At 51.3% G+C, this 14,126-nt stretch carries 14 protein-coding genes; 4 read left to right on the top strand and 10 right to left on the bottom strand.

Features of this window, described 5'->3' with window-relative positions; genetic code table 11:
• Positions 1-45: 45 nt before the first annotated feature.
• Positions 46-582, bottom strand: a complete 537-nt coding sequence (locus OGV71_RS17250; protein ID WP_286533721.1) for a helix-turn-helix domain-containing protein — start codon at positions 580-582, stop codon at positions 46-48.
• A 104-nt stretch (positions 583-686) separates the two neighbouring features.
• On the opposite strand from OGV71_RS17250, the gene OGV71_RS17245 reads away from it, so the two are divergent.
• The gene (locus OGV71_RS17245; protein WP_003020244.1) at positions 687-1,853 is read left to right on the top strand and encodes a benzoate/H(+) symporter BenE family transporter; all 1,167 of its coding nucleotides are present in this window, start codon (positions 687-689) and stop codon (positions 1,851-1,853) included.
• Here OGV71_RS17245 and OGV71_RS17240 read toward each other — a convergent pair.
• Positions 1,836-2,705, bottom strand: a complete 870-nt coding sequence (locus tag OGV71_RS17240; RefSeq protein ID WP_044702351.1) for an AraC family transcriptional regulator — start codon at positions 2,703-2,705, stop codon at positions 1,836-1,838. The genes OGV71_RS17245 and OGV71_RS17240 overlap by 18 nt on opposite strands.
• A 185-nt stretch (positions 2,706-2,890) precedes the next feature.
• Between OGV71_RS17240 and OGV71_RS17235 the strand changes: the two genes are divergently transcribed.
• A complete protein-coding gene (locus tag OGV71_RS17235; protein WP_048232094.1) occupies positions 2,891-3,799 on the top strand; it encodes a DMT family transporter in 909 nt (302 codons plus the stop codon).
• A gap of 37 nt (positions 3,800-3,836) precedes the next feature.
• Here OGV71_RS17235 and OGV71_RS17230 read toward each other — a convergent pair whose 3' ends face one another.
• The 3 genes from OGV71_RS17230 to tehA all read right to left on the bottom strand — a co-directional run bounded on the left by OGV71_RS17230 (position 3,837) and on the right by tehA (position 6,274).
• Positions 3,837-4,508, bottom strand: coding sequence for a DUF3313 domain-containing protein (locus tag OGV71_RS17230; protein WP_286533718.1), 672 nt, complete (start codon positions 4,506-4,508; stop codon positions 3,837-3,839).
• Positions 4,509-4,676: 168 nt separating this feature from the next.
• On the bottom strand, positions 4,677-5,273 hold the full coding sequence (tehB, locus tag OGV71_RS17225; protein ID WP_003836119.1) for a tellurite resistance methyltransferase TehB: 597 nt from the start codon (positions 5,271-5,273) through the stop codon (positions 4,677-4,679).
• Positions 5,273-6,274, bottom strand: coding sequence for a dicarboxylate transporter/tellurite-resistance protein TehA (gene tehA, locus OGV71_RS17220; protein ID WP_003020259.1), 1,002 nt, complete (start codon positions 6,272-6,274; stop codon positions 5,273-5,275). The genes tehB and tehA overlap by 1 nt, the downstream gene beginning before the upstream one ends.
• A gap of 113 nt (positions 6,275-6,387) precedes the next feature.
• On the opposite strand from tehA, the gene ydcK reads away from it, so the two are divergent.
• Positions 6,388-7,368 carry a YdcK family protein gene (gene ydcK / locus OGV71_RS17215; protein WP_032949359.1) on the top strand — a complete coding sequence of 327 codons (981 nt, stop codon included), beginning with the start codon at positions 6,388-6,390 and terminating at the stop codon, positions 7,366-7,368.
• Here the strand turns inward: ydcK and rimL are convergent.
• Positions 7,360-7,905 carry a 50S ribosomal protein L7/L12-serine acetyltransferase gene (rimL, locus tag OGV71_RS17210; RefSeq protein ID WP_003836113.1) on the bottom strand — a complete coding sequence of 182 codons (546 nt, stop codon included), beginning with the start codon at positions 7,903-7,905 and terminating at the stop codon, positions 7,360-7,362. The genes ydcK and rimL overlap by 9 nt on opposite strands.
• Before the next feature lie 218 nt (positions 7,906-8,123).
• On the opposite strand from rimL, the gene alr reads away from it, so the two are divergent.
• Entirely contained in the window at positions 8,124-9,350 is a 1,227-nt protein-coding gene (gene alr / locus OGV71_RS17205; protein WP_286533716.1) for an alanine racemase, read from the top strand.
• Between the two features lie 66 nt (positions 9,351-9,416).
• Here alr and OGV71_RS17200 read toward each other — a convergent pair whose 3' ends face one another.
• From OGV71_RS17200 to OGV71_RS17185, 4 genes are all read right to left on the bottom strand, one after another.
• Positions 9,417-9,641, bottom strand: a complete 225-nt coding sequence (locus OGV71_RS17200) for an HP1242/YdcH family protein (protein ID WP_003020276.1) — start codon at positions 9,639-9,641, stop codon at positions 9,417-9,419.
• 167 nt (positions 9,642-9,808) lie between these two features.
• Positions 9,809-11,464 (bottom strand): glucan biosynthesis protein D, encoded by a 1,656-nt coding sequence (locus OGV71_RS17195; protein WP_003836107.1) that lies wholly within the window; start codon positions 11,462-11,464, stop codon positions 9,809-9,811.
• Between the two features lie 193 nt (positions 11,465-11,657).
• Positions 11,658-13,001: a 2-oxoadipate dioxygenase/decarboxylase HglS gene (gene hglS, locus OGV71_RS17190; protein WP_003020282.1), complete on the bottom strand. Its 1,344-nt coding sequence runs from the start codon at positions 12,999-13,001 to the stop codon at positions 11,658-11,660.
• A 120-nt stretch (positions 13,002-13,121) separates the two neighbouring features.
• A complete protein-coding gene (locus OGV71_RS17185; protein WP_286533713.1) occupies positions 13,122-14,024 on the bottom strand; it encodes a manganese-dependent inorganic pyrophosphatase in 903 nt (300 codons plus the stop codon).
• Positions 14,025-14,126 lie beyond the last annotated feature (102 nt).

Below are 14,126 nucleotides of genomic sequence, written 5' to 3'. Positions count from 1 at the left end.
GGCTATTGTAGTCACAAGCGCAGCTTTTCGGAATAGTTTTCCCGATTAACTGCGCGGGTAATGGATCAGCGAATGAAAGTGCACCGTTTGTTCGCTGCTGTTACGGTAACTGTGTGCCATATCTCCGGCGAAACGGACACCCTCACCAGATTTAAGGGCGCGCCACTGCCCCTCAATACACATATCCAGCAGACCATTAATCACCACCACGTGCTCTATTACGCCGATCTCATGCGGAGTAGATTCACTGAGCGCACCGGGCGCCAATAGTATCGAAAAATGATCGAAGCACAGTTGAGGATCCCACGGGAACAACGGCGTGACGACCATTGCCTGCTGCTGGGGATCGAATGTTAGCGTGCCGTCTGACTCTGGTGGTGAAATAAACGTTGAAAACGGGACGTTCAGCCCAGTGGCGATTTTCCACAATGTCGCCACCGTTGGACTGGATTCATTACGTTCAATCTGCCCCAGCATCGCTTTTGAGACGCCAGTTTCCTCCGCCAGACGCGAAAGACTCCATTCCCGCTGGTGACGTAATGTCCTGAGCGTTGTGGCCAGATAGTGGGTTAAGTTGTCCATTTTCTCCTTCGTCGCTCTCCTTACTCGGAGCTACAGTTTAGCACTTGTACGCTATAACGCACAGTGCTACAGTGATTGACCGTTATAACGCACACGGAGTGAATATGCGTGCATTCTCCATCCCCCTGCCCACTGTATTATCGGGTTTTGTGGCGGTCCTGGTTGGCTATGCCAGTTCGGCGGCCATTATCTGGCAAGCGGCACTCGCCGCAGGTGCGACTACCGGGCAAATTGCAGGTTGGATGACCGCACTGGGGTTAGCTATGGGGGTCAGTACGCTGGTGCTGACATTGTGGTATCGCGCTCCTGTTCTTACCGCATGGTCAACGCCCGGTGCCGCGCTGCTGGTGACGGGCCTGCACGGGGTATCTATTCAGGATGCCATCGGCGTTTTTATCGTGGCTAACGCGCTGATTGTGCTGTGCGGCGTAACCGGACTGTTTGCCCGCCTGATGAAAATCATTCCCCACTCGCTGGCATCTGCCATGTTGGCTGGGATCTTACTGCGTTTTGGTTTGCAGGCATTTAATAGCCTGAACAGTGAGCTTATTTTGTGCGGTAGTATGCTGGTGGCATGGCTGGTGCTAAAAGTTATTGCCCCAAGATATGCCGTTATCGCTGCGATGTTAGTGGGTATTGCCATCGCCTTGATGAAAGGTGACATTGTCACTAATGATGTTAATCTGTCACCGGTTATCCCAGCGTTTATTACCCCGCACTTTTCATTAGCCCACAGTATCAGCATTGCACTACCGTTATTTCTGGTCACTATGGCTTCGCAAAATGCCCCCGGTATTGCGACCATGAAAGCATCAGGATATTCGTTACCCGTTTCCCCTCTGATTGTTTTTACGGGTCTACTGGCGCTGCTATTTTCACCTTTTGGCGTCTATTCCATCTGCATCGCCGCCATAACCGCCGCAATTTGCCAAAGTCCTGAAGCGCATCCGGATGCAAATCGGCGCTGGCTCGCCGCAGCGGCAGCAGGCGTCTTCTATCTTCTGGCTGGGGTGTTTGGCGGTTCGGTTACAGGACTGATGGCAGCCCTGCCCGTAAGCTGGATCCAGATGCTGGCTGGTCTTGCATTACTCGGCACGATTAGCGGTAGTTTATATCAAGCCTTACATAATGAAGCTGAACGCGATGCCGCCATCGTGACTTTTCTGGTTACGGCCAGTGGTCTGACGGTATTTGGCATTGGGTCTGCATTCTGGGGGCTGGTTGTCGGCGGTATTTGCTACGCAGTGTTGACGTTATTTCGCCGCGCGTAGCTGCGTTGGTGTTTTACCTGTCACTTGTTTAAACCGGTTACTGAAATGACTCGCCGAGCTAAATCCGCAGGCCATTGCAATATCCGACAGGCTGCGTGATGAATAACAGACCAGTTGCTGCGCCAGTGCCATACGGCGTTGCATGACGTACTGATGCGGCGCCATATTCATCGACTGGCGAAACATTCTGGCAAAATGGAATTCGCTTAGCGCTGCCTCACCAGCCAGATCGCTCAACGTTATGGGATACGCCAGATGTGCTTCAATATAGGCCAGCACGTTGCGCAAGGTGGCAGGCGCAAGCCCTCCGGTGACAACGGGAAGTCGCCATTGAACGTTGCTGTAATGCTGGATCAGATGCGTTAACAGTAGTGAAGATGCCGCGCTAAGCGTGAGGTGATTAGCGGGTTGCAGCCAGTCGTTACCAAGCAAAAACTGACGGTAAACCGCCGTGATCCCCGGGTCACTACCAAAAGTATGCTCGTCCAGCGTGAAGCTATAGGGGCTTTTGTCCCAAACTTTTTCACCCACTTCGCGCAGGTGAGCATCGGTACAATAGAGATGAACAAAGGAAAGATCGTCGCGAATATCCCAACTGGATTCGCTCTCTTTTGGCATCAGGCAAAAACGATCCGGTCCGCCGCCATTCTTCCAGCCTTCCGCCGTTTTGTGATAACTCTCGTAGCCATCCGCGATGTATAAACTGAGCGTGTGGTGATCGCAATACTGGGTAATGGTGTCGCGCTTGTTTGACCAGGCAGCCAGTTGGATCCCCGAATGTAACGCAACCGACTCGTGCAGCACGGCATTGTGTTTGCGTAAGTTTTCAAAGGCACCGTAGGGCTGAGACATACCATCACATTCAAAATAAGTTAGCAGGCTTTCAGTCTATATCAGCTACATATCGTTAACAGCTTCCTTTTCACCTTTACACTAAAAAAAGCGCAAGATTTTGCAAGTCCACCGCAAGCCGATGAAAGCCCCCTGCTACCCGACGTGGCACAGTGTGCGCCTGAAGACCAAAAAGAGAGAGTTGTATGAACGGACTGTTGTACTGCCTGGTGGTGGTGATTTGGGGAACGACATGGATTGCGATTTACCTGCAACAAGGCCCGGTTGCGGCGCCAGTTTCCATCTTCTGGCGCTTTGCCATCGCCAGCACCGTGATGATAGCCATCCTGCTGATCAGCGGGAAATTGCGTAAGCTTTCCGGACGCGATCATCTGTTTTGTCTGTTACAAGGTGGATGCGTTTTTTGCTTTAACTTCTGGTGTTTTTACACTGCCGCTGCGTGGATCAATACTGGTCTCGAATCCGTCATTTTCTCGATGGCGGTCCTGTTCAATGCGGTTAATAGCTACCTGTTTTTTGGTCAAAAACCACCAGGACGCTTTTATGTTGCCGCCGGGCTGGGGCTGACAGGTATCGTCACCTTGTTCTGGCAGGATTTGGTCAACAGCGGGTTGAATCACTCGCTGCTGCTGGGGATTAGTTTAAGCGCCCTCGGCACTTTTGGTTTCTCACTGGGCAATATGATAAGTCTGCGTCATCAGAAAAAAGGTCTCGAGGTGATGACCACCAACAGTTGGGCGATGCTGTACGGCACTGTGTTGATTGCTACCATTGCGCTGGTGCGCGGCGACAGCTTCACGCCACAGTGGACCTTCAGTTATCTCAGTGCGCTGTTGTATCTGGCTATTTTTGGTTCGGTAATCGCCTTCGGCGCCTATTTCACGCTGGTCGGACGCATTGGTCCCAGTAAAGCGGCATACAGTACACTGCTTTTTCCACTGGTGGCGCTAACGCTGTCTACGTTGTATGAAGGGTATGTCTGGCAGGTTAATGCGATTGTGGGATTAGTATTGATTTTGCTGGGGAATCTGGTGATGTTTGCCCGACCAGAAACGCTGATGGGTAAACTCGTATATCGTCGCCGGGCGGCATAAAAAAACGCACCATCCAGGGATGGTGCGTTCTTCGTTATTATTGTTTTTTATTTACGTCAAACATGGAAGCATCAGTCGCCATGTCATCAACAACTTTCTTCAACGTTTCGAACGCCATCGGCGTACTTTCGTTGTTCAGGTCTTTACCTTCACCCTGACGTACAACTTTAATGACAGGTTTATTGGTTGCCGCATCAATCAACTCACCTTCGAAAAAGAGGTGCGTGTCCATGGTAGGGTGCCCCGTCGCCATTTGCGTACCCGCAACGAGCAGTGCAACCGGGACCACTTCATAGAACTGCAGCCCTTCTTTGCTGGTAGCAACACCGGTGATTGCCCCGCGGAAAATCAGACTGCGCGAGCCTGGCGTCGTAACCAGCGGTTTACGTTTTGCCAGGGCAGTTTTCATTTGGGTATTGGTATAGCTCAACAGCTTATCAAGAACCTGCTGACCGACCTGGGTGGTTGGTTTAGGAACCGGATAATACGTGATCGGGTTATAAACGATGTTATCGTATTTAGACTCATTAAAGTTGGGATCAACCCAACGCAGCACCGGCTGTCCGGTTGCAGATTTTGTTTCCTTCAGGCCGGAGTAATCTTTTAAAAAACCTGAATATTTATCAGGCTGCGTAATTTTTGAAGCACAGCCTGATAACGCCAGTAAACCCGTAAGCACTGCAACTTTAAATAAAGTTTGAGCACGCATGGAACGATCCCTTAGTATTTGCAGATATGCATCTGAAATAATAGCAAAAGGAAATCATTTTGGATGAACTAAAAATGGTAAGGCCCGCACAATTTTATCTTAACGTTTTCTTAATATTCAGCACGAAAAAAATGCTGAACGTAGAAAGAGTTATCACAAATGGGCAGGTCAGACCGTTTTACGCGCCAGCATTGTTGCAAAGCGTAGTTTAATTCGGTTGCCGTGCTCATCCGTACGATGAAGTTCACCTACGTCTTCGTTATATTTCAGCAGATCCCAACCTGTGTAGTAGCGGCGTAACTCCCCTGTTTTAAACGCAAACGGGAACCCAACGGTGCACGGAAAATCATCGGTATCCATTGCCGCGACAATCAGGTTATACCCACCTGGGTTGGTGCAGCGCTGCATATTTTCAATCAGGCCCGGGATGGTTTTCGCGTCCAGGAACATCATCACCACGGTAGAAAGAATAAAATCGTATTCACCGTCAAAGTTTAGCGCATTGAGATCCGCCACCTCAGCGTGCAGATTAGTCAGCCCTTCCGCGTTTTTAATGCGTTCCAGATTGGCGATGCTCATCGGATTCTTGTCCCATGCGGTAACGTCATAACCGTTGGCCGCCAGGTACAGACTGTTACGGCCATTCCCGCAGCCCAGATCTAACGTTTTGCCCGGGGCAACAATTTTTGCCGCGTCGACGACATCGGAATGCGTGCGGGTCAAATCATATTTCTCAGTAAAGTAGTTTTCGTCACAACGGATCATTATTTATCCTCAGATTTCAGTAATGCAGCACGTTCGGTGCGAATAAGCAGTTTTCCCTGCATCAGCAATGCAAACGTACGTATCAGTAATAGCGCAATGATAAAATTGGTAAAAATAAACAGCGGGATCGCCAGCGTATGAAAAAAACCTGACTCGCTGCCGTGCCCTAAATGCAGCCCCGTAGTCGCCAGTGCCGACACGCCGAACGAGAAGCTCCAGAAAGACGCATTAAACGGCTGTGACAAATACCACGGCATCAGGCGTAGCATAAACAGAAGTTGCAGCAGACCATAGCCGAACAGCATTTTGGCTAACGTATCTCCCTCGCCACCGTTCACACTAAGCCACGCGCTACAGGCGACCAGCGCGGGTGCCAACTGTATACCAAGTGAAGTCCGTAAAACCGTCGGCAGCTCGCCGCAGCTTCGTAAACGCTGCAGAATAACCGGTTCGAGGCTGAGCCAGGAAAATACCCCTGCGCCCAAAAACACCAACCCGGCATCGTTGAAGCCAAGCGCACCACAGGCCATGGCGCTGATAAAGTTATTGGCAACGGTTGGCAGATACAGACCCGGAGTGGTGGCCTCTTCCGGGTGCTCGCCACGCCATAATCCAGCCGTTTGCCAGGCCGCATACGCCAGCTGTATCACAACGCCGATGCTGAACAACACAATCGCCAGCGGTCGATACCACGGGACAAAACCAATCGCGACCAGCATCGTTGTAGCCGGAAACAGACTGACAAAACTGCTCATCACCGGATGACGAATTTCCGCCAGTACGCTATGAGGAAAACGCAGTAAACGACTAATAAAGGCCAGCGTCAACAATCCCCAGATGACCATCGCAAGGATCACTAAACCGTCGCCAATCCAGTGGCTTACAGGCCATACCTGGCTGGCATATCGCCACGCGAACCCCATCCCGATGATGCCCAGTACCATGCCAAAATAACCGGCCGGAAGATTGAGGACTCGCTCACTTTGCTTGCTCTTACTCATTTTGTTTATTTTTTAAAGTATATTTGAAATGCATTTTATGGAATTTCCACGAATTTAGCCAGTACGGAAAACTTTGCTACGTTTAACTAAGGTGCGCAACATGGAAATGAGCTATGACCAAATATCGTCTGGGCGATGAACCTCGCGCCTTTAGTTACCAGGATAATGGCAATAAAAAGAGCGTATTACTACGCCAGATAATTGCGCTCATTGATTTTAATGATGTTAAAGCCGGTACGCTCGGTGGCTGGATTGATGATGAAAGCGTGCTTTCGCAAAGTGGTGATTGCTGGATTTACGATGAGAATGCGCTCGCGTTTTCCGGCGCGACGATATCCGGAAATGCCCGTATTACACAGGCAAGCGTGGTCAGAGATGGCGCGCAGATTGGTGATGCCGCCTGGATTGACCGAGCAGAAATCAGCGATAACGCGCAAATACGTGACAACGTCACCATTCGGGATTCTGTTGTTCGCGGTGAGTGCCTTCTCTGCGGTGATGCGCGCATTGTGTGTGACTCTGAAATTATCGCCGCCAAAGGACTAACTCGTGAAAACGACCAGCTCCTGCAAATTTACGATCGGGCGACAGTCAGCAATTCACGCGTGGTGCATCAGGTGCAGATCTATGGTGATGCGATGATTAACTATGCCTTTATAGAACATCGGGCTGAAGTTTTTGATTTTGCACGGGTAGAAGGTAACGAAGAGAATAATGTCTGGATCTGCGATTGCGCTAAAGTCTATGGACATGCGCGTGTCATCGCCGGAACTGATGAAGACGCCATTCCTACCCTGCGCTATAGCTCGCAGGTGGCGGAACACGCGGAGGTTGAAGGTAACTGTGTGCTGAAGCACCATGTGCTGGTCGGGGGGCATGCAAAATTACGCGGCGGCCCAATTCTGCTGGATGGGCACATCCTGATTGAAGGCCACGCCTGTATTCTGGGTGAAGTGCTGATCGAGCATCATATTGAGATAACCGGTCAGGCCCAAGTTGAAGCCTTTGATGGCGATGCGATCCATCTGCGCGGGCCAAAAGTGATCAACGGCGAACAACGTATTACGCGCACCCCTATCGCCGGTTTATTCTGAAGAGTCATCAATGATGCGGGCATAGAGATTCACATCATAGTAATCGCCATTGAGGAACTCCGCTTGTCGTAAGCATCCTTCCAGTTGGAAGCCATTACGCAACGCCACCTGGTTGCTCTTGACGTTATCTACACGACATTTAATCACGAAGCGGCGAATCTCCTGGCGCTGCGCATAATGCTGAATCAATGCCTGTAGCGCCTGAGACAGAATACCTTTGCCCTGGTGATCTTCGTCCAACCAATAACCAATATAAGCGGCTCTGTTCAGCGGTTCTATCTGGTTAAACGAGATAACGCCAGCCACCTCCCCTTGTTCGAAAATAAGGAACATTTTGGCGTAGCCGCGCTGGTGCAACATCATATTGCCCTGCACATTCTTGCGGGTGTCCTCCACAGAAGTCACAAACTGCGGCCAGTTCAGCGACTGCTGGAGCCAGACTTTATTTTTAAGCACCAACTGATGCAGAGGGGTGACGTGTTGTTCTTCGACGGCACGCAGTTCCAGCGCGTCACTAACGATTATTATTTCTGACATGTTTATCTCCTTTGCAATCGTAAACGGGGCATTTCTGACTGGCAGTAGCCGATATTACTCTGTTTAGAGTCGGGGAAGTCTTATTTTTATGCTGTAACAGCAATCACTTAGAAAGAATCTCTGGCGTGGAACCCGTTACTCTGGTGATCCGGGTATCCCTTCATGGATAGACCGTAATGATGACAATAACACTTTCACTTTATTGCTAAGGAGCAAGCATGGCAGCACCTTTGGGTCGTTTAGCACTTATTCCGCTTTTACTGATTACCGCCTGTCACCAACCCGTTTCCTCCACTCAAGCAGGCCCCGTTCCCTTTGCAGTCAATCAGCAACAGGTCGTGGATAATACCACGCTGGAAATTTCCCGTAGCGCACTGGAATATAACATTCATAAAGTTCAGCAACTGCTGGCAGATAAAACCCGGATGTGCGCCATTCTTAAAGGAGACGCGTATGGCCACGATCTCTCACTGGTAACACCGGTGATGATGCAAAACGGCGTGCAATGTATTGGTATCGCCAGCAATGAGGAGATTAGAACCGTTCGCCAGTCAGGCTATACATCACAGCTCATGCGCGTTCGCAACGCGACGGAAAAAGAGATGCGCCAGGCAGCGGACTTCGATACCGAAGAGCTGATCGGTAATCTGGATATGGCTAAGCGTCTGAGTGCCATTGCTCAGGAGAAAGGTAAAATCATTCGTATTCATCTGGCACTGAACTCTGGCGGTATGTCGCGTAACGGTCTGGAAGTCAGTACCGCTGCAGGTCTGGAAGAAGCCCGCGCCATTTCCGCATTACCCGGCCTGAAAATTGTTGGCATCATGTCGCATTTCCCGGAAGAAGATGCTGCGGTGGTTAGACGCGATCTGGCCCGTTTCAATAAGCAATCGGCCCAGGTACTGAAAATTACCGGGCTTAAACGCGAAGATGTCACCCTGCATGTCGCGAATACGTTCGCCACCCTGACCGTTCCTGAATCCTGGCTCGACATGGTCCGTGTTGGCGGTATTTTTTATGGCGATACCATCGCCAGCAGCGAATACAAACGCGTCATGACATTTAAATCCGCCATCGCGTCGGTAAACCATTACCCCAAAGGAAACACCGTCGGATATGACAGAACCTATACCCTTAAACGTGATTCCGTTCTGGCCAATATCCCGACAGGTTATGCTGATGGTTATCGCCGTGTATTCAGTAACGCGGGACACGTGCTGATCCGCGGCCAGCGGGTTCCGGTCCTGGGTAAAACATCCATGAATACCGTGATCGTCGATGTGACCGATTTACCGCAGGTTGCATCTGGCGATGAAGTGGTACTGTTCGGTAAACAGGGAAATGCGCAGGTTAGCGCAGAAGAAGTCGAAGAAATTAGCGGCGCGCTGTTCACTGAAATGTCGATCCTCTGGGGGGCGACGAACAAACGCGTGATGGTCGATTAACACCTAAAACAGGAAGGGCTTCCTTTTCTCGCTGGAAGCCCTTTTACACAGCAAGCGCCATTCTACTTAGCTCTCACTGACACTCTCTCTTTGCAAAATTTTGAGCAAATCTTCCTTCAGGTGGAGTTTCTGTTTCTTAAGACGAACAATGTCCAAGCTATACCCCCGACCATCCGAACCTTCCAGTCTGGAGATCTCATGATCAAGGCTGTTGTGTTTTTCGAATAAGGACAGAAAGCGAGGGTTCTCGGATTTCAGTCGGGAAATAAGGTCTCTATATTCTGGAAACATACTTTCTCCCTGTTAGTGGACAAGAACGTGTATAAGAAATACACACTCACAGAGTACCCATTTGCCATACAGAAAAATGCGAACAGGATCGAGTAAATAGTGTACAGAATCGTTATGAGGATGAATGCAGATACGGCTCCCCATCAGGAGAGCCGTAAAGAGAGTGATTAACGCATCTCGCGGTCGTCAACGTACTGACGTTTATCCGGCGCTGGTGGGAAGTACTGATACAGCCAGGTTTCGCTGATGGCGTCACCCTGACAACGCAGGAACATACGCATATCTACCGGATCGGTTGAGTCAGAGGTCGGATACCAGTCAAACTGAATGCGATAACCGTCGATTGGTTCCACGTAGAGGATCTCAATCTGTTTCGCTTCACCGCTTGAGAGCGTAATCACCGGTTCAATGCCTTTCGGCGCAGCAGCTTTTAGATCGCCACCAACAAAATCAACGGCAAAACGGCGCGCCCATTTTTCCGGGTAGTGCTCGCCCGGCGCCCATCCTTCCGGAAAACCGCCCATGCCTGTCCGGGTCGCCATCACGCGAGCCAGCGGTGAACGCACCGGCGGCTGAGCACTCCAGTACAGGCGATATTTGAATTCCAGCTCATCGCCGGCTTTGATCTTCTTCTCAGGCTGCCAGAAGCAGACAACGTTATCCAGCGTTTCGCCGGTCGTCGGGATCTCCATCAGGCCGATGGTCCCCTTGCCCCACTGGTTGCGCGGTTCGACCCACAGGCTTGGACGCTTGTTATACCAGCCCATGATGTCCTGGTAATGGGAGAAGTCGCGATCGAGTTGCAGCAAGCCAAACCCTTTCGGGTTGTTATCGGTATAGGCGTTGAACTGCAGCTTTTGCGGGTTATTCAGCGGGCGGCAGATCCACTCGCCATTGCCCCGCCACATCGCCAGACGATCGGAGTCATGAATTTGCGGGTGAATAGTGTCGCACATCCGACGCTCATTGTTGCCGCAACTGAACATGCTGGTCATCGGCGCAATGCCGAGCTGTTTGATGTCTTTGCGCGCATAGATGTGGTTTTGTACATCCATAATCACCTGCGTTTTCTCGCAGTGGATCACGAACTTGAATGCACCGGTTACGCTTGGGCTGTCGAGAAGTGCATACACGGTAAAGGAGGTTGCGCCCGGTTTAACCGTTTCGAACCAGAAAGAGGTGAAATCAGGAAATTCTTCTTTGCTGTCGGTGTAGGTATCTACCGCCAGACCGCGGGCCGATAAACCGTACTGATAGGTGTCATCCACGGCGCGGAAATAGCTGGCCCCCAGGAAAGAAACGACATCGCGGCGGGCCAGTTCTGGCGCTTTAAAAACACGGAACCCGGCGAATCCGAGGTCAGTCTGCCCTTCCAGCTGTTTGGTATCCACGCCCGCATCGTTATATTTAAACAGTTCCGGACGGAAGTGAATTTCACGCGCCATATGCGTACTGCCATCAACCGAGAACATACGTACACGGCGACGAAAACCCATTCCCACGTGGAAGAACTGCGCATCAAGCTGACGATTTTCAACGTTGTTCCACAGAGACTGCTCTGCGTCATATTGAATGCTGTTGTAGGCCTGCGGCGTCAGTTTCGCCAGCGTGTCCGGTAACGCGCGCGGTGCGCCGCCCCAGGGTTTCTGTGCTAAGTCATGGGCCATCGATTGCAGAACGGAAAAATCAAAACGTACGGTTTTTCCGTCTGCAATGTCAGACTCTGCCGCAAAGGCGGCGCGGGAAAAGAGTGATGCAATACCACTGGTTCCGCACACGGCGGCCATTGCCATTGAACCTTTAATAAATCGTCTGCGATTCATGCCTGAAAGTGAGTCCTTCTGGTCGTGTAAATGGTCCCGCGCCGGTCAAAATCAGCGGCAAGAGAGTGCACATTTCTGACCGCTCACTCTAGACAAAATTCATTAATAATCCAATTGTTGGTCGCCGATTATCTGTACAAAATCGAAAATATTTTATGTCGATGGGAACAGACCGAATCCCATGTAAATTCCATTAAAGTAAACCACACCGACGTTTACTTCGCTCTTGCGCTTCCTGATACAGCGCAAACTCGTCATAAACCGCGCAACCCAGCGCCTGTTCAAACGCGTCGCGGCTGGAATTCCCGTGGCTGCGAGCCTGCGTTTCATTCCCCAGATTGGACTGGAAAATCCCTGCGGCGCTCACGGGTAAAAAATCTTCGTAGGTGATGGGTTGCGCAACCAGCCACCCTCGCTCAATGAGCGGTTGCGGGTCGTCATCCGGACGGATTGCCTGGCGATGCGCTTCGCCTGATGGCGTCAGTCGATAACGAAACCAGGCGAGTCCCTGCTGGCGCAGCAGAAACTCACTGTCCGGGAACGCCTTGAACACCTCCTGAAGATGTAACTGGTGCGTCAGATTGTCTTTCCCCGTTCCCGCTTTATTCAGCAATTCGTCGTATAACGCTCTGCCTTTCGGCGTCAGGGCCACACCGCGCTGTTCGATTTCACCGAAACGTGCCGTGTGAGTGCCGCGCATTTCACCGGCAAACAACACCGGTTCTTCCAGCGCTTTGAAACTCGTCTGACGTAATAAAATGGGCACCTCGCGGCGTGGCGGCCCTTCAATCAGTATTTTCGGTTCAATGCCGCATTCCGGCATCATCGACTGCACCCGGTCGATATCCAGCGTACGCGGCGTCAGGTGGTTGATATGGCAACCGGGGAAACACACTACATCAGCAATCAGCCGGTGTTCGTTATGCAATGCGTGATAGGTCTCTTCATCGACCGTGGCGTGCTGATGCCAGCGGAATGTTTCCAGCGCTTCATGCACAAACTCTTGCGCCTGTTCAGATGTAAAACTGCCCTGCGCATCAAATTCATCCAGCAGCTCGTGACAACGGCGAGTGAAAATATCGCGTTTCGCGAGGATCTCAGCGGCTTTTTGCCGCAGCGCGGCGTTTTCGATTAGTTCGAGCCGTAATAACGAGGTGAATACCCGAAACGGGTTGCGCGATAGCGAGGCATCGTCGATGGGACGAAAGGCTGTGGAATGTACGGGGACGCCTGCCTGGGAGAGATCGTAATAACTCACCGGATACATGCCCATAACGGCAAACATTCGGCGCAGCGTAGAAAGCTCCTGCGCGGTACCCACTCGAATAGCGCCATGGCGCTCAACGTTTAGCCGGGCCAGTTCATCCGCATTCGCCAGTTTTTCATGCAGCGTCGGATTATTTTCCAGTACCGCCAGATTCACATCAGCGACAAGTTCCAGCAACGTGCCGTATTGCGGGACTTCCTGCTGGTACATTGCTGACATTGCCTGCGAAAATTGTTCCCGAATCTCATCTGCCGTGATGGTGTTCGCCATAATGTCATGCCTCCAGTGAATATTACCTGGAGTGTAGAAAACACCGCTGACTCCGGTGGGAAGAATTTACAAAGTGTGACCCCGCGTAAACTTCCCACCCATATAAACGATGAACAGTACCTACTGACGGGGTTTCAAATGACTTTCCAGCCAGGGGAGCATCTGTTTTTTACGGCTAAGCATACCTTCTACCTTGCAGGGTTGCGGAATGTCTGAAAGTTCTGCTCCAGCAAACCACAGGCTGGTGTCACCCAGATTGATGTCGGTAAGCATCAGCACGACCAACGCAGCATTCTTTTCCTCTGCATAGCGCGCCATTTCCTGGCGGAGATCGTCCAGCACCGCATCCACCTGTTGCAGCGCATACAGTTCAAGCTGCGCTACACAGACTGAATGTCCATGGATGGTGAAGGTTTTAATGTCTTTCTGCAAAAGTTCGCGGGCGCTCATCTCTTCCACGCTTGTTTTGGCTGACAGCAGGTCGCGACTGAAAGCGTCAAGATCCACTCCGGTTTTTTGGGCCAGCGCATCAACCGCCAGGCGATCGTCAGTGGTGGTCGTTGGTGAACGAAGCGTGACAGTGTCACTCAATACGGCGCCGAGCAGTAAAATAGCCTCAGCGGAAGATAACTGGTTGCGTTCATCTTCCGTCATCAGTTGCCACAGCAGGGTTGCGCTACTGCCGACGGGCTTCACCCACACTTCCGGTGGCAGACGGGTGACTAACCCACCAAGTCGGTGATGATCGATAATTCCCACCACGTTACTTTCTGTCAACGATTCCGGCCCCTGGGCAGGCTCGGTGAAATCGACCAGCCAGACGTCACGATCGGTCAGTTCAAACGTCAACCGTTCAGGCATCGTCAGCCCCGCATGCTCAAAGATAAACTGCGTTTCGCGGTTAGGCTCGCCCAAACGCCATGCCGTCGCCTGCTGGCCACGTAAACTAAGCCAACGAGCCGTCATTGCGGCGGTGCAGATGGCATCGCTATCGGGATTAAGGTGCCCTATTACATGTATCATTCATCAGTGCCTTGTGAAGAGAAATCGTTCAAAAGTAAACAATAACCAAAGTATAACGACTGAACATACTCCCTTCCATGATCCCACCACCCAGCAACGCTG

It is taken from the genome of Citrobacter sp. Cf088, from assembly GCF_030334295.1.
Classification (GTDB): Bacteria; Pseudomonadota; Gammaproteobacteria; order Enterobacterales; family Enterobacteriaceae; genus Citrobacter; species Citrobacter freundii.
This window is presented reverse-complemented; position numbering and strand designations above follow the sequence as displayed.